This is a genomic window from Bacillus sp. USDA818B3_A (assembly GCF_009928415.1).
In the GTDB taxonomy this organism is placed as follows: Bacteria; Bacillota; Bacilli; order Bacillales; family Cytobacillaceae; genus Neobacillus.
This window is the reverse complement of sequence record NZ_JAABNN010000003.1, coordinates 99,312-119,686: the sequence shown is the minus strand read 5'-3', so window position 1 is coordinate 119,686 and position 20,375 is coordinate 99,312. Positions and strand designations below refer to the sequence as shown.

Here is a 20,375-nt window from a genome sequence, read left to right as displayed (position 1 = left end):
TGAAGCCGGTCAATTCTCTAAATAAACATAAGAAAAACCTAATTTGGAATTTTACAAAAATAATCACTTGACTCAGTCAGGAAAATTAGATATGATACTAATCAATAAAGCAAATCATTATAGGCGTTGACGAAGAGTAGTAACTTTTACGGATTCTTAAGAGAGCTGATGGTTGGTGCAAATCAGTGTAGACGTTAAAGCGAATGGACTTCCGAGCTTCCAAACCGAACCCTTATAGGCAGTAGGCTTTGGCGAAAATCTCATCGTTACAAGAGACAGATATTCAAGCATTTTTGCTTCGATATCGGTTGAGTGAGCTAATTTTTAGCTAATGAAGGTGGCACCACGGGTCTTCCGTCCTTTTTGGATGGGGGGCCCTTTTTGTTTTTCTACTCTGTTGATTGGAGCGGAGGGCGTTCGACTCCTGCGGGAGTAAGGGGCAGGGGAGACCCCGCAGGCGTTTAGCCTAGGAGGCTCACCGGCACGCCCGCGGAAAGCGAACGCCTGGAGCGGAAATCAACAGTCCAGTTATTAAATAAATAAGTTACAATCGTTGAGCAAGAGTAGTACACAAATGAGGATTCTTTCCAGAGAGTCGGGGAAGGTGGGAGCCCGATATGAATCAATTTGTGGAATGGACTTGTGAGAGGTGTCTTGAATCTTAGTAGGGATGCCCGGTTTCCTCCGTTAAAGGGATAGGATATCGAAACAACTTTATTCTGTATCCGAATGAGGAAGCATTAATTTGCTTCAAAGGGAGGTGGCACCACGATCAAAGAATCGTCCTCTATACACGTAACATTTTACGCGTATAGAGGGCGATTTTTTTATTTTGAAAAGGGGTTGTGACATGAAGACATTAAATGAATGTTTAATACATGAAATCAAAGGCGATACCTTAACACCTATTTCCATTTTGCAAAAAATCAGCGGAACGAAGAAATTCCTTCTGGAAAGTTCTCATAAATACAATGATTCAGGGAGATATTCGTTTATTGGCGCTGACCCGGCCTTTGAGTTGATATCTAAAGGAGAACATAATGAAATTACTTATCGCGATGGTTCCAAGAGGGTCGTGAAAGGAAATCCTTTAGAAGTAATCAAAGAACTTATGCCTTTACATGAACAATTGGATGAACAGGATTTTCCTTTTATAGGAGGGGCAGTAGGGTACGTTGGTTACGACATTATTAGACAGTTCGAACTCATTGGTAAAGAATATCCGAATGGATTGGAAATGCCGGATGTACATCTGATGTTTTTTGAAGATGTGATTGTTTTCGATCATCTACAAGAAAAAGTAAAAATTTGTGGAATTCCACTATCTGATAAAAGTGATTTGGAGAAAATTGAAAGTCGCTTAATCATGAGGATAGAAGAGTTAAAAAAGCCGAATTATTATCAGGAAGAAGAACCATTTTCGTTTAGTGGTTTTGAGTCAGAGACTACAAAAGAAGCATTTATCAATAGTGTTGAAACCGCAAAGGAGCATATCCTTGCCGGAGATATTTTTCAAGTAGTGCTTTCCAGAAGAATGAAATCAGCCTTTGAAGGTACACCACTTTCTTTATATCGTAAGCATCGAAGCACTAATCCGACACCATATATGTTTTATATTGATTTTGATGAATATACCGTTATTGGTTCTTCACCTGAAAGCTTGATCCAAACGCGAAGCAACACGATCATCTCAAACCCAATTGCCGGGACCAAAAAAAGAGGAAAAACCGCAGAAGAAGATGAGCGGATTGAACAGGAATTAGTTAACGATGAAAAAGAGCTGGCGGAACATCGAATGCTTGTGGATCTAGGTAGAAATGATCTCGGAAAGGTCTGTGAGTTTGGATCTGTTCAAATTGAGAAATATATGTCGGTGGAAAAATTTCGTCATGTAATTCACTTAGTTTCAGAAGTGAGCGGTAAACTGCATCAGGAGAAAACATCATTAGATGCCTTAGCAGCCTGTTTGCCAGCAGGGACTGTTTCTGGAGCACCAAAGGTACGCGCAATGGAAATCATTAATGAGTTAGAAAAGTCAAAGCGAGGTCTTTATTCTGGTGCAGTAGGATATGTTTCCGTAAACGGGAATATGGATTTTGCCTTAGCCATCCGTACCATGATCATCAAAGATGGAGAAGCCATTATCCAAGCAGGCGCGGGCATAGTCTATGATTCCAACCCTGTATCTGAATATGAAGAAACACTTAACAAGTTGAGATCCTTTTTGGAGGGTGAAAAATGATTTTATTAATTGATAATTTTGACTCGTTTACTTATAACCTTTACCAATACCTAGGGGAACTTGGTGAAGAAGTGATCGTATATCGTAATAACCAGTTAAGAATGGAACAAATTAAAGAGTTGAACCCAAAAGCGATTATTTTATCTCCAGGACCTGGCCGCCCAGAGGACGCTGGTATATGTATAGAATTGATTCAAACCTACCACAAGACGATCCCTATTTTAGGAATTTGTCTTGGTCATCAAGCAATTGGTGCTGCCTTTGGCAGTGAAGTAAGAAGGGCTCATTACATTAAGCATGGGAAAACATCCTTCATTACACATCAAGGAAAGGAAGTCTTTGCAAATTTAACTAATCCATTAGAGGTTATGCGATATCACTCGTTGACTCTAGAAGAAAGTAATCTCTCAGCAGAATTAGAAAGTATTGCTCATTCTAATGATGATAATGAAATTATGGCAATAAAGCATAAAGAATATCCTGTTTACGGGCTGCAATTTCATCCAGAATCGATTGGAACTCCGGATGGAAAACAAATGTTAAAAAACTTTATTAATGAAATTGAGAGGATGAGATCAAATGAAACATTACCTACTTCAATTAGCTGAAAAACAGTCATTTTCTGAACAGCAAATGGAGGAAGCAGTTGATTTTATCTTAGGTGAGGAGGTTTCCGAATCTGAGATTGCTGCCTTTTTAATGGGATTAAAGTCTAAGGGGGAAACCGTGGACGAAATCGCTGGTATAGTCAGGGCTATGAAAGGAAACACACTGAACTTTAATCGGAAGTTTCCGAATGTTCTGGATAACTGTGGAACTGGCGGCGATGGTTCATCAAGCTTCAATGTTAGTACCACATCTGCCTTTGTTATTGCTGGTGCCGGAATCCCTGTTGCGAAGCATGGTAATAGAAGTATCTCGAGTAAAACTGGAAGTGCAGATGTCCTTGAGTATCTTGGAGTCAATCTAAATTTACCATCAGAAAGAACCGAAGAAATTCTCCATGAGATAGGGATTGCCTTTTTATTTGCTCCACACGTTCATCCAAAATTAAAGAAAGTGATGACGGTACGTAAAGACTTGAAGATTCCGACGGTCTTTAATTATATTGGGCCATTAACAAATCCAATTGAGCTGGATTATCAATTGTTAGGTGTCAGCCGCAGGGATTTATTAAATGTATTTGCAGAAGTGCTCAATAAGTTAGGCCGCAGGAGGGCGGTTGTTATAAATGGTGCAGGATATATGGATGAAGCTTCATTGCAGGGAGAGAATCATTATACCCTTTTAGAAGATGGAAAAATTACTAACCATATATTTACTCCTGAAGATGTTAATCTCCCACAATATGATAATAGCCAGATCAAGGGCGGGGACTCGCAAGAAAATGGGGAAATCCTCTTGAAAGTGCTAAAAGGGGAAAAAGGTGCTCCACGTGATACCGTATTATTAAATGCAGGAATCGGTATTTATACTGCTGGGAAAGCAGGAACCCTTGTCGAAGGTATTGAAGTTGCCAAGGAAATTATTGATTCAGGTGCAGCGTACGGAAAACTAACAACACTAATTGAAAAATCTAAAATAGGCCAGAAAGAGGCGATTTAAGTGGAAACTATTCTTGACCGAATCATTGAACAGAAAAAAAAGGAGGTCCTGCTCCTTCAAGACAGCAAGGAAATCATTCAAGAAGCTGAATATCCAAAAAGATCATTTATAGAAAAATTGCAAACGGCCAAGGAACTCTCCATTATTGCGGAATATAAACGGGCATCACCATCTAAGGGCTTAATTAATAATGGGGTAGAACCTGAGGTCCAAGCTGCCATTTACGAAAAATCCGGTGCATCTGCCATCTCGGTATTAACCGATTCGACCTTCTTTAAAGGATCCTTCTCCGATTTGAAGGCAGTTAGAGAAGCTGTTAATCTTCCAATTTTATGTAAGGATTTTATCATCAGCCCGGTACAGATTGATGTTGCAGCCGCACATGGGGCGAACATTATTTTATTAATTGTTGCAGCATTAGAGGAGAGTCATTTGCAGGATTTGTTTCAATACGCAAAAGCAAAAGGCCTAGAGGTATTGGTGGAAGTTCATAACCAAAAAGAGTTAGAAATAGCCCTTAAAACAGGCGCTAAACTCATTGGTGTAAATAATCGTGATTTAAAAACGTTCACTGTTTCACTCGAAGTTACCGAACAGTTGGCTGAAATAGTGAAAAATTCAGGCGCCTATCTGATTAGTGAAAGTGGGATTCATACAGAACAGGACGCTGAAAGGGTCCGAAATGCAGGGGCCAAGGGGGTTTTAGTCGGTGAGGCCTTAATGGTCAGCCAAGATATAGAGGCATCTTTTCTAAATCTCCGCCTTCCGCTTCAAGAGGGAGTAAATAAATGAACATTAAAGTAAAAATATGCGGACTCATGGACAGTGAGACTGCCCTTAAAGCTGCCGAATATGGTGCAGACGCCATAGGATTGGTATTTGCAGAAAGTAAACGGAAGGTTACACCTGAAAAAGCAAAAGATATCGTCTCCGTATTACCTGCAGAAGTATTAAAAATCGGTGTGTTTGTAAATGAAACAAAGGAAGAAATTGAAAGGATAGCATCCATTGCAGGTTTAACCCATATACAACTTCACGGAGAAGAACCAGCTTCCTTTTGTCAATCTCTCTCTTTCCCGGTTGTAAAAGCAATCAGTTTTGAAGGGAATGAAGCGTTAAGTGAGATCACCCAATTTCCCACTGATTATATCCTGCTCGATGGGCCAAAAGGGAAATATCGCGGGGGAAATGGGATTGTCTTTGATTGGCAGCAAGTTAACACTTCTTACTTAGAAGGGAAAAAGGTCATTCTCGCCGGGGGATTACATCTTGAGAATGTAGAAGAGGCTATCCAAATCATCAATCCTTATATGGTCGATGTAAGCTCTGGAGTTGAGACAAATGGAATAAAAGATCTAACTAAAATAAAAGCATTTATTGAAAAAGTGAAAACTTTACCAGTAGGAGGAAAACGATAATGGGCACCTATACATTGCCGAATGAGAAAGGCCACTTTGGAATTTTTGGAGGAAGATTTGTACCAGAGACACTGATGAAGGCAGTCAACGAATTAAATGATGCCTATGAAGAAGCAAAAAAGGACCTTGCTTTTCAAGAGGAGATTGCTAGTTTGCTAAAAGAATATGTTGGCAGAGAGACGCCATTATATTTTGCTGAAAATTTAACGAAACGTGCGGGCGGGGCAAAAATTTATCTAAAAAGAGAAGATTTGAACCATACGGGCGCACATAAAATAAACAATGCCATTGGCCAGGCTCTGCTTGCTGTCCGAATGGGGAAAAGAAGAATTGTTGCTGAAACGGGTGCTGGACAGCATGGTGTGGCGACAGCTACAGTTTGTGCATTATTAAATCTTGATTGTGTCATATTTATGGGGGAAGAAGACATTAAACGGCAAGCCTTAAACGTCTTTCGAATGGAGCTGCTCGGTGCAAAGGTTGTAGGCGTATCATCAGGCAGTGCCACATTAAAGGATGCGGTTAACGAAGCATTGAGATATTGGGTGACGAATGTCGATGATACACACTACTTATTAGGGTCGGCTATGGGTCCCCATCCATTCCCAATGATGGTCAGAGATTTTCAAAGTGTGATCGGTAAAGAGACGAAGGAGCAATTCTTAGCGAAAGAGGGAACGCTTCCTGATGCAGTTGTGGCATGTATCGGCGGCGGCAGTAATTCAATTGGTATGTTTTATCCATTTATCGAGGATGCAGGGGTTCGTTTAGTTGGGGTCGAGGCAGCAGGACAGGGTGTGGAAACTAAATTTCATGCCGCTTCCTTAACAAAAGGGAGACCAGGTGTCCTCCATGGTTCTTTAATGTATTTATTACAGAATGATGATGGACAAATCCAGGAGGCTCATTCGATTTCAGCAGGGCTGGATTATCCTGGGGTAGGACCTGAACATAGTTACTTAAAAGACAGCGGCAGAGCAAATTATGTATCAATTACAGACCAAGAGGCCCTAGATGCCTTTCAGCTTTTATCAAAACTCGAAGGAATTATTCCTGCTCTTGAAAGTTCGCATGCAGTTGCTTATGCGGTTAAACTTGCAGCGGAAATGAAAGAGACTGAGAGGATCGTCATCTGTTTATCCGGACGTGGCGATAAGGATGTAGATGCTGTAAGAGCAAAACTAGAGGGGAGGAATTAACATGAATCGTTTTGAAAAGTCGTTTTCAACCTTAAAACAAGAAAATAAAAAAGCCTTTGTTCCCTACTTAATGGCAGGTGACGGGGGATTAGAAAATTTAGTTGATAGACTAATATTACTTGAAAAGTTTGGTGCAACAGCTATTGAGGTGGGCGTTCCTTTTTCTGATCCCGTCGCAGATGGGCCAACCATTCAGGCTGCGGGTCTACGTGCACTTGAGAAGGGGACGACACTGAAAGGGATTGTTAAGGAGATTGAAAAGGCAAGAAAGGCAGTATCGGTACCAATCGTCCTCATGACCTATTTAAATCCAATTTATTCTTACGGAATATCTGAGTTTGTCCGTGATATCCAGCAAGCGGGCGTAGACGGCTGCATTATTCCTGACCTTCCGATTGAGGAGGAGGATATCATTGTAACCGAGCTAGAAGCCGCAAATGTGGAATTGATACGTTTAGTAACCATGACGACTCCAATTGAACGAATTAAGGAGATTTCAAGTAAGGGCAGAGGATTCTTATATACAGTTACCGTGAAAGGTATCACTGGGGTAAGGAATGAGTACGATGCGGAATTAACGAAATTTATATCAACGGTAAAAGAAGTTAGTTCTATTCCGGTTTTGGCTGGATTCGGGATTTCAGCTAAAGAGCAAATTGAAGAAATAACAAAATATTGTGATGGGGTCATCGTAGGCAGTAAGATTGTTGACCTTTTTGAACAAAATCGACGTAGTGAAATGGAAGAGTTGATGTCAATTGTAAAACAGGGATCAAAGGTTTTATAAAAAGTAGGAGTCCGCTTCTGTTTTTGGGAGGCGGACCTTTTTATTTTTTTAGCGAAGTGTTAATTCCTGGCATGGATTTTGAATTTCTTGATAGCATGGATTAACTTCTTTATAATAAGTATATAATCATAATGAGAAAAACACTTTTTCATGATGACGAAAGTTTGTTGAAACTTCCAGAAGTGGAAGTTTGTTTGTTTTTTATAGATTTTTTTTGCTAGGAGCAGATAGAAATGAAGGAAATAACAGTTGAAGAGCTCTTAAACCTCAAGGACGCGGTCGTTATTGATATTCGCTCACCGATTGAGTTTGAAGATGGAATGATTCCAGGTGCCATAAATGTACCGCTATTTACAAATGAAGAGCGTCAAGTTATTGGTACAATTTATAAGCAAGAGGGCCAAGCTGCTGCAAAATGGAAGGCGATGGAATTCGTTTCTCCTAAGATTCCTGACCTTTTGAAAACCATTAAATCTCATCAATCAGATGGGGAGTTAGTCATCCATTGCTGGCGTGGTGGCATGCGCAGCAAAGCTGTAGTAACTTTCTTAGAGTTTGCAGGTATCTATGCTTGGAGACTGGTAGGAGGGTATAAAGCCTATCGTCATCACATCTTAGAAGAAATACCAACATGGATTCCAGAGAAAGCTGTTGTTATCCACGGAATGACAGGTGTAGGAAAAACCGAGGTTTTGAAAGTTTTAAAGAAAAAAGGTTATCCTGTACTGGATTTAGAAGCGATGGCGGGTCATCGTGGCTCCATATTCGGCACAATAGGTCTCGGTGAAGGTCACAATCAGAAAACATTTGATTCACTTTTATATAAGGGACTTACTGAAATCCGCGGAAGCGAGTATAGTATCGTTGAAGCAGAAAGTAAGAGAATTGGCAAAGCAGTCCAGCCCGAAAAACTGATGGACGTCAAATTTAATGGATTGAATATCTATATCCATTCCTCTCTTGAACAAAGGGTTAAGCATCTTGTTTCTGAATATGTCATGCCTTATGAACAGGAACCATGGTATGATGAAAAAATATCTTTAGGTATCGAAAAGGTTTTAAAACGGGTTAGGGATACTGAAATTAGGAAAACATTAGTTGAGGCACTTGATCAAAAAAATTATCATGAATTGATTAGCGTTTTACTTGAACATTATTATGACCCTCGGTATGACCATGCGAGACAAGATTATATTGGTGCATTTTTTGATATCTATGCTGATAATCCGGAAGATGCAGCGGAGAAGATTGACTTCAAACTTAGGGAATTATCATTTCTTCCCAAGTTTGAAACCAATAGCCGCGTATAATTAAAAAGATAGTTGTAAGCACACGGCCCTTATACAGTCGTGTGCTTATTTATTTTTCTCCCATTTTCTAAGGAGATTCTAATCTTTTTCTCACGGCAGTCTCAAAGATAGGAGTTAGAATTGTAATATCCACCAACACATCCACCCAATCTCTCTAATTAGAATCAACAATTATCTAGGTATTGAAAAAAAGTTCAATTAGGAGGAATACAACATGTTTTGGTTTCGATTAATCATGGTTGGCTTCTTTTCGTTAACTGCACTTTCTCTCGTTTCCTACCAATCCATTGAAATTATCCATGCAGTCTTTGATTTTATTCGAGATAAACATCAGTTAAAATAAATATAAAACATAATGTGAGTGTGGGAGTATGTCAAAATTATTAATCATTGAAGATGAAAAGAGCCTGGCTAGATTTATAGAGCTTGAAATGCAGCATGAGGGCTATGAAACAACCGTTGCCACAGACGGACGCAGTGGATTGCAATTAGCGCTTTCTGAGAGTTGGGACGCCATTCTCCTCGATTTATTACTTCCCGAACTGAATGGATTGGAGGTTTGCAGGAGAATAAGGCAATCGAATAAAACGATTCCAATTATTATGATCACGGCTCGTGATAGTGTGCTTGATCGAGTTTCTGGACTTGATAGCGGCGCAGATGATTATATTATTAAACCATTTGCAATTGAAGAGTTATTGGCCAGACTGAGGTCGCTATTCAGGAGGGTTGAGGCACTTCAAACTAATGAAGTGACGACGCTTGATTTTAAAGACCTAGTTGTGGAATTGGAATCATGTGTTGTCAAAAAAGGGGAAACCGTCATTAGTCTTACAAAGCGGGAGTATGATTTATTAATTACCTTCATGAGTAACATAAACATTGTATTAACCAGAGAAGTACTCCTAAATAAGGTTTGGGGCTATAGCACAGGTGTCGAAACGAATGTTGTGGATGTCTATATACGATACTTAAGAAACAAAATTGAAGACCCAAATGAGGGGCATTATATTCATACAGTTCGGGGAATAGGGTATGTTATGCGATGATCAGGAAAGTCAGCAGTCAATTTAATCGTTTTCCTTGGCAGACAAAACTAATCTTAAGCAGTTCCACAGCCATATTTCTGACATTTTTTTTATTTAGTTTCTTAGAATATCATACGGTTTCAAAATGGATGATGAATCGTGAAGAAATTGCCATCAATCGAACCATGAGTGATATAACTACATTTTACAATTCAAGGCCACATAAGCTAAAACATGAGGACATCGAGAAAACTCAAACTTTTTTAAGGGAAATGAATGATAAAGATCAATTAATCAGGGTTTATGACCAAAATGGGAATGTTATCGTTTCAGATAAAAATGGGGATTTTCCAGTTTTAGAGGCTTCTCCCACAAGTAAACTTGTCACACAAAAGGTGTCAGTTGAAGGAATTGAAGCGTATGTGGCAAGAGCGCCTTTAAAGGGGGATAACTTTACAGGAACGATAGAAATCGTCCGTCAATTAAGCACCTATCGCAGAATGATGGGTAACCTTTTCTGGGTAATGACAATATTCGGACTTGCTGCGATTCTTTTTAGTGCAATAAGCGGATTTTTATTGGCTAAACAATTATTAAAACCCGTAAAAGACTTAGCGATGGCAATGAAGGATATCAAGGAAAAAGGCTTTCAAGAGAGAATGGTCATATATAAACAAAAGGATGAATTGACAGCCCTGACCAATGTTTTTAATGAAATGATGGATGAAATTGAGAAATCATTCTTGCTGCAAAAACAATTTGTAGAGGATGCCTCGCATGAACTAAGGACACCTGTTTCGATTTTGGAAGGGCATCTATCATTATTGAACAGATGGGGGAAAAAGGACCCCGTGATCCTAGATGAATCGCTTGAAGCTTCAGTCCAAGAAGTTACAAGATTAAAAAAATTAATCAACGACCTGTTACTTATGACAAGAGCCGAGCATCCAAGAATAAAAAATGAAGAATGGACTGATCTATCGGAGACACTGCAACAATTGGTGAAAAGCTTGGAAATAGTACATCCGGATTATAATCTTTTTTTAGAAGTGGGTTCATCACTGCCTAAAATTTCAATTTCAAGGCAGCATTTAGAGCAAATCATGATTATCTTATTGGATAATGCCATTCAATATTCAATTAATAATAAGTCGGTTTGGATAAGTGCGAAACAAGAAGGAGAAGAAATGATTGTTTCGGTAGTGGACAGTGGAATAGGCATACCAAGTGAACATTTAGCAAAGGTATTTAACCGTTTTTATCGAGTCGATAAAGCTCGCAGCCGAGAGAATGGAGGAACGGGACTTGGACTCTCGATTGCTCAAAGAATCATCAAGAAATATAATGGATCTATTTCCATTGAGAGTAAGGAAGGGGTGGGAACTAAAGTAAAGATTGTGTTGCCATTCAGCTATTAATTGGACTTCCCTCTTTATAAGGAGTTAAAAGACCGCTGTTTTTTTTCAGCGGCCTTTTCATTTAAACTAAACTTTTATTTTTTTCAAAGGTCTTAGTCCCCTGCGCATTATTTCATCCTTTAAGAGTTTAATCCATTCCTTTTCACCAGACTTTAATGCATCCCGATACGATATGACCAACTGCTCGTTACTCATAATTTTCAATTTGAGAATGCCTCCTCCAGATAGATGGATTGTATATTCAGTTTTTACTATTGTAATAGTTTATCATAATTTTGAGAACCCAAAATTATGAAAAATAATAAAAGGTCTATAAATTCTTGGTGGGTAAAAAAATGATATGGTTGCACATCATTGGGACAATTGATTATACTAATACTTGGACAATGATCAAAAGGACGGTGGCAGCAATGATTCATTTATCATGGAAAAATCGTGAAACCATAAAGAAAGTAAAATGTGTTCATACAGATGCAAAAAAGTATCTTGTTCATAATGCTTTAACTACAGGGAAAATTTATGATGTGAAAAACGAAACAGAAGAGTTTTATTACATTATTGATAATTCCGGTAAAGTAGGCGGATTCTACAAGGAATATTTTCAAGATGCATAACAAAAAAGACTGAGAGGGGGACCTCCCAGTCTTTTTTTGTTTGTTAACGGGCATCTGGAAAAACTCTGCGAATGGTATCGGAAAACTCATCAATGAAACCGGAAGAGGTTTTACCATTACTAATAACCCTGGAAAATCGATTCATCTGGTTAAAAAATTCTGCATCCTCCGATATGTAAACATTATCAATATTCGAGTCAGCTGATTTAGCTGCTCTTGTAATTTTATTTTTAAGTTTCGAGGTCAATGAATAGGAGGCTTCCATTTTTACGGCAATAAAGGCGTTATTATCTGTGACAATGATATTGGCATCGTTAATTTCCGATAAATCCTTAACATATTTTTCAGCTCGACTGGCAGCAATAATCATGGATGAATCGTAAGTTTTTCTAGGTGCTGCAGGAAGGTTGTTTCTTTTATTTCTATTTTTGTCTAGTTCAGGGTCACTGGTATCAACTCCTGTAATAGCTGGGCCGCCATGATTAGGAGTATTATAATTGACTTTCGTTGGTTCTGTGTTATTTAAGATGCGATTCTGATTGGCAATATCATCATTTGCATTATTTTTTGAACAGCCAGTGAAATAAAAACAAATCAGAAAGGAAACAATCACCAATGACCTTTGATTCATTTATGAAAACACTCCTTCGCCTAAGTTATCCATAGGGATAGGTTCCCTTATTTTAGAATAAAATATCCTAATTTCATCGATGAAATTAGGACTCTTAAGGAATAAAAAAGAAGCATTGCTAGCAATGCTTCTTCAAATGATATTATTTTTGATGTACGGGAGTTTCTATAGGCTTTTTAGCTTGGTAAAGTTTCCGGCTGATCATGGTTTGAAGTGTTAAAAACAGACCACCGACAACCCAATAAAGTGGGAGGGCAGCTGGAGCATTAAAAGAAAACATTACGATCATCAAGGGAGACATCAAGCCCATCATTTTCATTTGCTGCTGCTGGGCAGTTGGCATATTCGTTTGTGAGACCTTGAATTGGAAGTAATAGACGATTCCAGCAATGATCGTAATAATGATATCCGGCTGGCCTAGACTAAACCATAAGAATTGATGTGTTGCAATTTCACTTGAACCGCGAATGGCATAATAAAAGGCTGTAAGAATAGGCATTTGAATGAGAAGTGGCAAACAACCCATATTCAGTGGATTAACACCATGTTTTTGATAAAGTCCCATCATTTCAGATTGAAGCTCCTGCTTTTTCTTAGGGTCCTTTTCAGTCTTCATTTTCTTTTGAATAACATCCATTTCTGGTTTTAATACATCCATTTTTTCTTTCATAACCATTTGATTTTTATATTGCTTAAGCATTAATGGCATTAATACAAGTCTGATAATGAGTGTAACCGCGATAATAGCTAAGCCATAGTTGCCGCCAAAAAATTCAGCGGTTGAATGGATAATGGTTGAGAAAGGATGAACAAAATAGGTTTGAAAAAACCCGGTTTTATTAGTCGTTTGTGTTTGAGATGCTTGTGAAGAACAAGCTGATAATAACAGAATGGCAAAGATAAATATTCCTGATAGCATAAGTGAAGAACGTTTCTTTTTCATATTTCCTCCTAAAATGTCTTTGTGTTTTTGTATCAGTTAGTTAAAGAGGAGGAAAATTGGTTCTTCGGAATCTTCCTGTGAGCATTTTTTTCTACGAATATATTTAACGATTCTATTAAGAATAAAGCTTCCATTTATACCATTTTGTTTCCGGTAGAATACTAACGGGTGAATAATTTTTGTGTTTGCAGATTCAGCAAGGGAACCAAAAAATGAATATTCTACACCCCAAGCCCATAAAAATTTTAATGTAATTCCTAGATAAATACTTACATAAAGGGCGTTAAGGGCATTGATGTCTGAAAGATCAATCAGCAATTGGAACAAAAATTATCACCTCGCTTAAAATTCCGATGATATGAGTATATCGGAGAATCTGAAAAGAATCAATTTAATTACTGTCCAAATCCCATAATATGAAGACTTTGCTAATCATAAAGTAAGAAAAAACACTGATCCTTTTGAATCAGTGTTTTAATGCTTTTTTCCAATGTGCTGTCAACATTTGATAAGCAAATTCCACTTTTTCTTCAGTTGGCGGCTCGACATGTTTTAGTGGGTATTCATGCCCAAGAGCTTCCCATTTGTAAACACCAAGTTTGTGATAGGGAAGTATTTCAATCTTTTGGACATTTTCAAGAGTTCCAATGAACTCTCCGAGTTTCTGCAAGTCTTCTGGTTCATCTGTTACAGTTGGAACAAGGACATGGCGTACCCAAATAGGTACCTTCCGATCAGATAGGAATTTAGCAAATTCAAGAATATGATCATTGGCCATACCTGTAAGTTGAATATGTTTTTTTCGGTTGATATGTTTTAAATCAAGTAATATTAAATCTGTATATTGTAATAGATCTCCTAATTGTTCAATAAAGAGCTTAGAATGGGAAAAACATCCTCCTGATGAATCAATAGTGGTATGAATTCCTTTCTTTTTACACTCTTTAAATAATTCTGTTAGGAAGGGGATTTGTAATAATGGCTCCCCGCCGCTTACTGTAATACCGCCGCCTGATGCTTGAATGAAAGGTAAATAACTAGTGAGATCATCCATGATTTCAGAAACAGTCATTTGTTTACCGGAACCGATTTCCCAAGTATCGGCGTTGTGGCAAAATTGGCAGCGCAATAAGCATCCCTGTGTAAAAATGACATAACGAATCCCTGGTCCGTCAACAGTTCCTAATGTTTCTATAGAATGAATATTTCCCATCATGATGATGATCCCCCTTATTTTTAAGCCGGAGCCCCCTTGAAAAAGTGGTGCTCCATTTATTTATTACAATGATTCGTGGAAAGTACGGTTAATAACGTCAAGCTGTTGTTCTTTAGTTAATTTAATAAAGTTTACAGCATATCCAGATACGCGAATGGTTAATTGTGGATATAGTTCAGGATGCTCCATTGCATCGATTAATGTTTCTCTGTTAAAGACGTTAACGTTTAAGTGATGACCTTGTTTGATAGAATAGCCATCTAAGATTGATACAAGGTTGGTGATCCGGTTTTCTTCTTCTTTACCTAAAGCTTTTGGTACGATAGAGAAGGTGTTTGAGATACCGTCCATTGCATATGCATATGGAATCTTAGCAACTGATGAAAGGGAAGCTAATGTTCCTTTTGTATCACGTCCGTGCATTGGGTTCGCACCTGGTGCAAATGGTTCACCGGCACGACGTCCATCAGGAGTGTTACCTGTCTTCTTGCCATAAACTACGTTAGAAGTGATGGTCAAGACTGATAAAGTATGAAGTGAATCACGATAGGTTACATGCTTACGTAATTTTTTCATAAAGGTTTCAACGACTTCAACAGCAATACTATCAACGCGGTCATCATTATTACCATACTTAGGGAAGTCGCCAGTTATTTCAAAGTCAACAGCTAGGCCGTTTTCATCACGAATAACTTTTACTTCACCATATTTGATGGCACTTAATGAGTCAGCTACAACACTTAGACCTGCGATACCAGTTGCCATTGTACGAAGGATTTTTGTATCATGCAGAGCCATTTCGATTCTTTCGTAGCTATATTTATCATGCATATAATGAATTACATTTAAGGTATTAATGTAAAGACCAGCAAGCCATTCCATCATTCGATCAAAACTTTCCATAACCTCATTGTAATCAAGAACATCAGAAGTAATTGAACGATATTTTGGTCCTACTTGGATCTTTAACTTTTCATCAACCCCGCCGTTAATGGAGTAAAGCAGAGCTTTTGCAAGGTTAGCGCGAGCACCGAAGAATTGCATTTGCTTTCCGATTTCCATTGCTGACACACAGCAGGCAATTCCGTAATCGTCGCCGTATTCAGGGCGCATAATGTCATCATTTTCATATTGGATAGAACTTGTTTTGATTGACATGTTCGCACAATATCTCTTGAAGTTTTCAGGCAGCTGTGAAGACCATAAAACAGTTAAGTTTGGTTCAGGAGCTGGACCTAAATTGTCTAATGAATGAAGGAAACGGAATGAGTTTTTCGTTACAAGTGAACGTCCATCTTGTGCCATTCCTCCAATTGATTCTGTAACCCATGTTGGGTCACCACTGAATAATTCATTATAATCAGGTGTTCGGGCAAATTTTACTAGGCGAAGCTTCATAATGAAGTGGTCAACAATTTCTTGTGCCTCTACTTCAGTTAATGTACCATTTTCAAGATCTCTTTCGATATAAATATCTAAGAATGTTGATGTACGGCCAAGACTCATTGCGGCACCGTTTTGTTCTTTAATAGCTGCCAAATAGCCAAGGTATAGCCATTGGAATGCTTCTTGAGCATTTTGTGCAGGGCGTGATAAGTCAAATCCATAGCTTGTTCCTAGTTCTTTTAATTCATTTAATGCACGGATTTGCTCGGCAAGTTCTTCACGAAGCTGAATATTTTCTGCTGTCATTACGCTTGAAGTGTTCTTTTTGTCTAATTGTTTTTGTTTAATTAGGAAATCAATACCATATAATGCCACACGGCGATAGTCACCAATGATCCGGCCGCGGCCATATGCATCAGGAAGTCCTGTAATGATAGCCGCTTTACGAGCAAGTGCCATTTCGTCTGTATAAGCATCAAAAACACCTTGATTATGGGTTTTACGGAATTCAGTAAAAATCTTTTCAATTTCAGCATTCATTTCATATCCGTAGGATGCACATGCTTGCTTTGCCATTCGAATACCGCCGAAAGGCTGTAATGAACGATTAAAAGGTTTGTCAGTCTGTACACCAACCACTTTTTCAAGATTTTCATCAAGGTATCCAGGACCATGTGAGGTAATCGTTGAGACTGTCTCTGTATCCATATCAAGAACGCCGCCATTTTCACGTTCCTGTTTTGTTAATTCCATTACTTGTGCCCAAAGCTTATTAGTAGCATCAGTTGCACCTGCTAGGAAGGAGTCATCCCCTTCATATGGTTTATAGTTTCTTAAAATAAAATCGCGTACATTGACTTCTTTTGACCAAGTTCCCTTATTAAAACATTGCCATTGTTCCATTATTTTTCACCTCTTAGTTTAGTAGAAGAATATATAACAGAAAGTTATTTATTTCATGTACCAAGTATAACAGGTGAAAATCGATAAAAATCAACCGAATTGTTAAGAAATTGTGAACCCCTGTTAATAATGGGTTTTTAGGGGTTAATTATGTATATTTTATGAACGGAGATGGTGGGGGGATAAAACTGTACTATAAAATAATAAAAAAATTATTAAACTGTTATATAGAAAGAAACCAATAATATCAAGGTGTTAATAGTGAAAACTGATGAAACAGCTTCCTTCCACAAGTGAAAAAGCAGGAATGTAAAATTCCTGCTTCTAATTAACAACAATATAGGCAATCATTGGACCGTTATGAGCTCGGTCAGGATGAACTTCACAAATTAACCGATAAGTTCCTGATTTTTGGAATTGAAGAGGAACAAGGGTATTCTTGCCTTTTTTTACTGTTCCTTTAATTGAGGTCCCTTCAATGTAAAAAGGATGCTCTGCCCCATTAATGCCGCTTATGATTAAATTTACCTTTTCTCCCTTTTTTAAGACGATTGTTCCAGGATCCCAGCGATAAGCCTCTATTTCTTTACCATCTTTCATTGTGCTTTTAAATTCGCCCGTTACCATATGGATTTGACGAATTTTTTGATCTTGCTGTTGATTAAATACTGTAGTATCCCCAGCTTTAAGCATAAACCAAGCAGAAATAGAAGCTAAAACTACTCCAACTGCTACAAAAAATAGCAGCGTTTCTTTTTTAAAGACGATAAATTTCACCCGTATTCCTCCCAACAATTTGTCCTACTTATACTTATGCTGAGCAGGTTAGAAAACTTGTCTCCTTTTAATTATATATAGGAAAAATTTATCGTTCTTTATTTAAAGCCTTGTCCAATGGAGGTTGAACCGATACAGATCTGTCTAAACTATCAAGTAGGGGCCCTGTTTATTAAAGATAACTCTTTGTTTTTCGTTTTGAACAGTTTATAGTAAAAACAGGAATGAAAAAATAGGTGGTAATCTGGTTGGGGATAAATAAAGAAAAGATATTTAAAGTAATTAAGTTTACCTTTCCGGTACTTTTATTAATATTTACAGTCATAGAGATGAAAAAATTCACTGGCAATATTAATGGGGAATTACTTAAAAATGAAATGAATCAACTAAATATTTGGCTGCTTTTACTTGTCTTTGTTGTATCCTTTGCAGCTGTACTTCCGATGATATTATATGATGTAATCTTAGTGAAAATATTAAAGTTGGAAGTATCTAAAAAAGAATTAATAGAGCAATCCTTTATCGCCAACTCATTTTCAAATTTAATCGGCTTTGGCGGGCTGATTGGGGCAATGTTAAGAACATACTTTTTTCATAAACATGAAAAAGATAAGCGTAAATTGTTAGGAGTTATTGCTGCTGTATCTCTTTTTTACCTTACAGGGATTTCGTTTCTAGCGTGGTTTGTAACGATCCACTTTCGGAACTTTCCGTTGCTTGTTCATACGCGCTGGCTTTATCTGGCTGTAATAGGTGTGGGGCTTTACTTGCCTGCTTTTTTAGTTATCCATATGTTTAAATCTGGTAAAGACAATCACAGTAACTTAAGGCTTAAAGTGATTATTCAATTAGTAGTTGTATCAATTTTCGAATGGTTTGCGGTATTCGCGGCGATTTTTGTATTAACAAGAATCCTAGGAATACATATTTCATTTTTTGATTTGTTCCCTGTCTATATTACTGCTGCCTGCGCAGGGATTATTAGCATGATTCCAGGAGGCTTAGGCTCATTTGACGTAGTATTTCTGTGGGGATTGCAGGATTTGCAAATACCAGAAGAAAAGGTTCTTGTCCTTCTGTTGTTTTACCGAATCGGTTATTATTTTATTCCATTTATTATTAGTCTTATATTTTTTGTCCGGTTATATTGGCAGAGATGGAATCAGTTATGGAATCAGCTCCCTAAAGCTATCCTACAGGGAATCAGTCATGTGATTTTAACTATATTGGTTTTTTTATCCGGATTAATTCTACTTCTATCTGCTAGTATCCCAGGGATTATGTCGCGGCTCAGACTGGCTCAGGAACTTTTATCATTTCCAATTATCAATGTATCCCATCAACTCTCAGTTGCGGCTGGATTTCTCTTATTAGGTTTATCGCGAGGGATTGAATACAGTGTAAAAAGAACCTATGATTTAACTATTCTTGCACTGATTCTTGCTGCTTTATTCTCTATTTTTAAGGGGATTGAATATGAGGAAGCTGCTTTTTTAATTATCGTTGCCCTTCTGCTAAGAGTGTCAAAAGGACAATTTTATCGTGAAAGTTATGTGTTGACCTGGGGAAAAACAATCTTTGATGTGGCAGTTGTTTTGATCGTTACGTTTATGTATATATTAATAGGTTACTTTAATCTTCCAAATGCTAAAATCACGATTCCAAAGCAACTGATCCCATACGTTATTGTCGATTCCCGCGATTTGTTTTCAAGTGCATTAATTGGCCTAGTTATTGCTTTCAGTATTCTCTTTATAGGCTATTTGGTTAGTTTTCCAAAAAAGTGGAAGCTGGATAAATCTATTGACCAAGAGCCAGAGATTATTAACCATTTATCCATTTATCCAGGAAAGATATTATCTCATTTAATTTTTTTGCATGATAAATATATATTTTGGAATAGAAAGAGGAATGTATTATTCTCTTTCCAGAAATATGCGGATAAATTAATTATCCTTGGAGATCCTGTGGGGGAAAAACAAGAGTTTTCAAATGCAATAGAAGAACTCCAAGAAATTGCTGATAAGAACGGCTACACCCCTGTCTTCTACCAAGTTAGTGATGAAATGCTTCCTTACTTGCACGGTCACGGTTTTGCGTTTTTTAAATTAGGGGAGGAAGCTTTTGTTGACCTGAATCATTTCTCACTCGAAGAGGAAAAAATGAAAGGTTTAAGAGAAGTAAAAAACAGGTTTTTAAGTGACCAGTATTTTTTTGAAATACTTTATCCTCCTTATTCAAAAACTCTTTTGGAAATATTAAAGAATGTGTCCGATGAATGGCTATTAGGGAGTAAAGAAAAAGGGTTTTCACTTGGATTCTTCGATGAAGACTATTTAAATAAAGCACCAATCGCTATTGTAAGAGATGGACATGACCAAATACTTGGTTTTATGAACATAATGGATATAGCTGATGCCCATCAGACAGTTACAGTAGACTTAATAAGAGTGAAACAAGCCGCGCCAGAAGGCATGATTGATTTTCTCTTCTTATCATCGGTTGATTGGGCGATTAAAGAAGGGTACCAGCGATTTAATATGGGCATGTCACCGATATCAAATGAAGGTTTATCGAGATTTTCCTTTTTAAGTGAAAAAATAGCTGCTCAAATATTCTTACATGGTCACTTTATTGATCATTTTCAAGGGTTTCAAAAATTAAACGAGAAATATACGGATATTTGGGAGCCTAAATATTTGGCATATAGAAGAAAATCTTCTCTGCCGTTTACTATGGCCCAGATTGCTTTACTTATTTCTAAAAAAGAACAAAGGATGGACGGTTGATTCAATTCGACCGTTTTTTTTATTGGTATAATAAACGTTGTTAAAAATTAATTTTGGTATAGTACTTTATTTCTATGAATTATCTGGTAAAATCAAGGAGAATCCTATG

General features: G+C 37.6%; 19 protein-coding genes and 2 other annotated features. Of the genes, 13 read left to right on the top strand and 6 right to left on the bottom strand.

Annotated elements, in window-relative coordinates:
- The first annotated feature begins 117 nt into the window (after positions 1-117).
- Positions 118-365 (top strand) — a binding site (T-box leader).
- A 179-nt stretch (positions 366-544) separates the two neighbouring features.
- Positions 545-791: a binding site (T-box leader), on the top strand.
- A 59-nt stretch (positions 792-850) separates the two neighbouring features.
- From trpE to GXK58_RS06715, 11 genes are all read left to right on the top strand, one after another.
- Entirely contained in the window at positions 851-2,242 is a 1,392-nt protein-coding gene (trpE, locus tag GXK58_RS06760; RefSeq protein ID WP_160721098.1) for an anthranilate synthase component I, read from the top strand.
- Positions 2,239-2,850: an anthranilate synthase component II gene (locus GXK58_RS06755; RefSeq protein WP_160721096.1), complete on the top strand. Its 612-nt coding sequence runs from the start codon at positions 2,239-2,241 to the stop codon at positions 2,848-2,850. Before trpE ends, GXK58_RS06755 begins: the two co-directional genes overlap by 4 nt.
- On the top strand, positions 2,822-3,847 hold the full coding sequence (trpD, locus tag GXK58_RS06750) for an anthranilate phosphoribosyltransferase (protein ID WP_160721094.1): 1,026 nt from the start codon (positions 2,822-2,824) through the stop codon (positions 3,845-3,847). Before GXK58_RS06755 ends, trpD begins: the two co-directional genes overlap by 29 nt.
- Positions 3,848-4,639, top strand: a complete 792-nt coding sequence (gene trpC, locus GXK58_RS06745; protein ID WP_160721092.1) for an indole-3-glycerol phosphate synthase TrpC — start codon at positions 3,848-3,850, stop codon at positions 4,637-4,639.
- Positions 4,640-4,641: 2 nt separating this feature from the next.
- Positions 4,642-5,265 carry a phosphoribosylanthranilate isomerase gene (locus tag GXK58_RS06740; protein WP_160722136.1) on the top strand — a complete coding sequence of 208 codons (624 nt, stop codon included), beginning with the start codon at positions 4,642-4,644 and terminating at the stop codon, positions 5,263-5,265.
- Entirely contained in the window at positions 5,265-6,464 is a 1,200-nt protein-coding gene (gene trpB, locus GXK58_RS06735; protein WP_160721090.1) for a tryptophan synthase subunit beta, read from the top strand. The genes GXK58_RS06740 and trpB overlap by 1 nt, the downstream gene beginning before the upstream one ends.
- Position 6,465: 1 nt before the next feature.
- A complete protein-coding gene (gene trpA / locus GXK58_RS06730; RefSeq protein WP_160721089.1) occupies positions 6,466-7,251 on the top strand; it encodes a tryptophan synthase subunit alpha in 786 nt (261 codons plus the stop codon).
- A gap of 233 nt (positions 7,252-7,484) precedes the next feature.
- Positions 7,485-8,561: a tRNA 2-selenouridine(34) synthase MnmH gene (gene mnmH, locus GXK58_RS06725; RefSeq protein WP_160721087.1), complete on the top strand. Its 1,077-nt coding sequence runs from the start codon at positions 7,485-7,487 to the stop codon at positions 8,559-8,561.
- A 214-nt stretch (positions 8,562-8,775) separates the two neighbouring features.
- The gene (locus GXK58_RS27490; RefSeq protein ID WP_272928127.1) at positions 8,776-8,904 is read left to right on the top strand and encodes a hypothetical protein; all 129 of its coding nucleotides are present in this window, start codon (positions 8,776-8,778) and stop codon (positions 8,902-8,904) included.
- A 28-nt stretch (positions 8,905-8,932) separates the two neighbouring features.
- On the top strand, positions 8,933-9,610 hold the full coding sequence (locus GXK58_RS06720; RefSeq protein ID WP_160721086.1) for a response regulator transcription factor: 678 nt from the start codon (positions 8,933-8,935) through the stop codon (positions 9,608-9,610).
- Complete coding sequence (locus tag GXK58_RS06715; protein WP_160721084.1) at positions 9,607-11,007, top strand: HAMP domain-containing sensor histidine kinase; 1,401 nt, start codon at positions 9,607-9,609, stop codon at positions 11,005-11,007. The genes GXK58_RS06720 and GXK58_RS06715 overlap by 4 nt, the downstream gene beginning before the upstream one ends.
- A gap of 66 nt (positions 11,008-11,073) precedes the next feature.
- Here GXK58_RS06715 and sda read toward each other — a convergent pair whose 3' ends face one another.
- On the bottom strand, positions 11,074-11,202 hold the full coding sequence (gene sda, locus GXK58_RS06710; RefSeq protein ID WP_442862459.1) for a sporulation histidine kinase inhibitor Sda: 129 nt from the start codon (positions 11,200-11,202) through the stop codon (positions 11,074-11,076).
- Positions 11,203-11,417: 215 nt separating this feature from the next.
- Here sda and GXK58_RS06705 point away from each other — a divergent pair, with 215 nt between their 5' ends.
- Positions 11,418-11,621, top strand: coding sequence for a DUF6501 family protein (locus GXK58_RS06705; protein ID WP_160722135.1), 204 nt, complete (start codon positions 11,418-11,420; stop codon positions 11,619-11,621).
- Positions 11,622-11,664: 43 nt separating this feature from the next.
- Here the strand turns inward: GXK58_RS06705 and GXK58_RS06700 are convergent, their stop codons facing one another.
- From GXK58_RS06700 to GXK58_RS06680, 5 genes are all read right to left on the bottom strand, one after another.
- The gene (locus GXK58_RS06700) at positions 11,665-12,252 is read right to left on the bottom strand and encodes a YhcN/YlaJ family sporulation lipoprotein (protein WP_160721081.1); all 588 of its coding nucleotides are present in this window, start codon (positions 12,250-12,252) and stop codon (positions 11,665-11,667) included.
- A 142-nt stretch (positions 12,253-12,394) separates the two neighbouring features.
- Complete coding sequence (gene yidC / locus GXK58_RS06695; protein ID WP_160721080.1) at positions 12,395-13,195, bottom strand: membrane protein insertase YidC; 801 nt, start codon at positions 13,193-13,195, stop codon at positions 12,395-12,397.
- 466 nt (positions 13,196-13,661) lie between these two features.
- Positions 13,662-14,414, bottom strand: coding sequence for a pyruvate formate-lyase-activating protein (pflA, locus tag GXK58_RS06690; RefSeq protein ID WP_202171326.1), 753 nt, complete (start codon positions 14,412-14,414; stop codon positions 13,662-13,664).
- A 60-nt stretch (positions 14,415-14,474) separates the two neighbouring features.
- Complete coding sequence (gene pflB, locus GXK58_RS06685; RefSeq protein WP_160721077.1) at positions 14,475-16,700, bottom strand: formate C-acetyltransferase; 2,226 nt, start codon at positions 16,698-16,700, stop codon at positions 14,475-14,477.
- 324 nt (positions 16,701-17,024) lie between these two features.
- Positions 17,025-17,477 (bottom strand): cupredoxin domain-containing protein, encoded by a 453-nt coding sequence (locus GXK58_RS06680; protein WP_160721076.1) that lies wholly within the window; start codon positions 17,475-17,477, stop codon positions 17,025-17,027.
- A gap of 248 nt (positions 17,478-17,725) precedes the next feature.
- Here GXK58_RS06680 and mprF point away from each other — a divergent pair, with 248 nt between their 5' ends.
- Positions 17,726-20,266 (top strand): bifunctional lysylphosphatidylglycerol flippase/synthetase MprF, encoded by a 2,541-nt coding sequence (gene mprF / locus GXK58_RS06675; protein WP_160721075.1) that lies wholly within the window; start codon positions 17,726-17,728, stop codon positions 20,264-20,266.
- Positions 20,267-20,375 lie beyond the last annotated feature (109 nt).

What these genes read in the sequence shown, in the direction of transcription:
- yidC (WP_160721080.1), bottom strand. Translation starts at nt 13,195, where the DNA reads ATGAAAAAGAAACGTTCTTCACTTATGCTATCAGGAATATTTATCTTT.
- trpD (WP_160721094.1), top strand. Translation starts at nt 2,822, where the DNA reads ATGAAACATTACCTACTTCAATTAGCTGAAAAACAGTCATTTTCTGAA.
- trpE (WP_160721098.1), top strand. Translation starts at nt 851, where the DNA reads ATGAAGACATTAAATGAATGTTTAATACATGAAATCAAAGGCGATACC.
- GXK58_RS06720 (WP_160721086.1), top strand. Translation starts at nt 8,933, where the DNA reads ATGTCAAAATTATTAATCATTGAAGATGAAAAGAGCCTGGCTAGATTT.
- GXK58_RS06700 (WP_160721081.1), bottom strand. Translation starts at nt 12,252, where the DNA reads ATGAATCAAAGGTCATTGGTGATTGTTTCCTTTCTGATTTGTTTTTAT.
- GXK58_RS06755 (WP_160721096.1), top strand. Translation starts at nt 2,239, where the DNA reads ATGATTTTATTAATTGATAATTTTGACTCGTTTACTTATAACCTTTAC.
- sda (WP_442862459.1), bottom strand. Translation starts at nt 11,202, where the DNA reads ATGAGTAACGAGCAGTTGGTCATATCGTATCGGGATGCATTAAAGTCT.
- GXK58_RS27490 (WP_272928127.1), top strand. Translation starts at nt 8,776, where the DNA reads ATGTTTTGGTTTCGATTAATCATGGTTGGCTTCTTTTCGTTAACTGCA.
- trpB (WP_160721090.1), top strand. Translation starts at nt 5,265, where the DNA reads ATGGGCACCTATACATTGCCGAATGAGAAAGGCCACTTTGGAATTTTT.
- pflB (WP_160721077.1), bottom strand. Translation starts at nt 16,700, where the DNA reads ATGGAACAATGGCAATGTTTTAATAAGGGAACTTGGTCAAAAGAAGTC.
- mnmH (WP_160721087.1), top strand. Translation starts at nt 7,485, where the DNA reads ATGAAGGAAATAACAGTTGAAGAGCTCTTAAACCTCAAGGACGCGGTC.
- trpA (WP_160721089.1), top strand. Translation starts at nt 6,466, where the DNA reads ATGAATCGTTTTGAAAAGTCGTTTTCAACCTTAAAACAAGAAAATAAA.
- GXK58_RS06715 (WP_160721084.1), top strand. Translation starts at nt 9,607, where the DNA reads ATGATCAGGAAAGTCAGCAGTCAATTTAATCGTTTTCCTTGGCAGACA.
- GXK58_RS06705 (WP_160722135.1), top strand. Translation starts at nt 11,418, where the DNA reads ATGATTCATTTATCATGGAAAAATCGTGAAACCATAAAGAAAGTAAAA.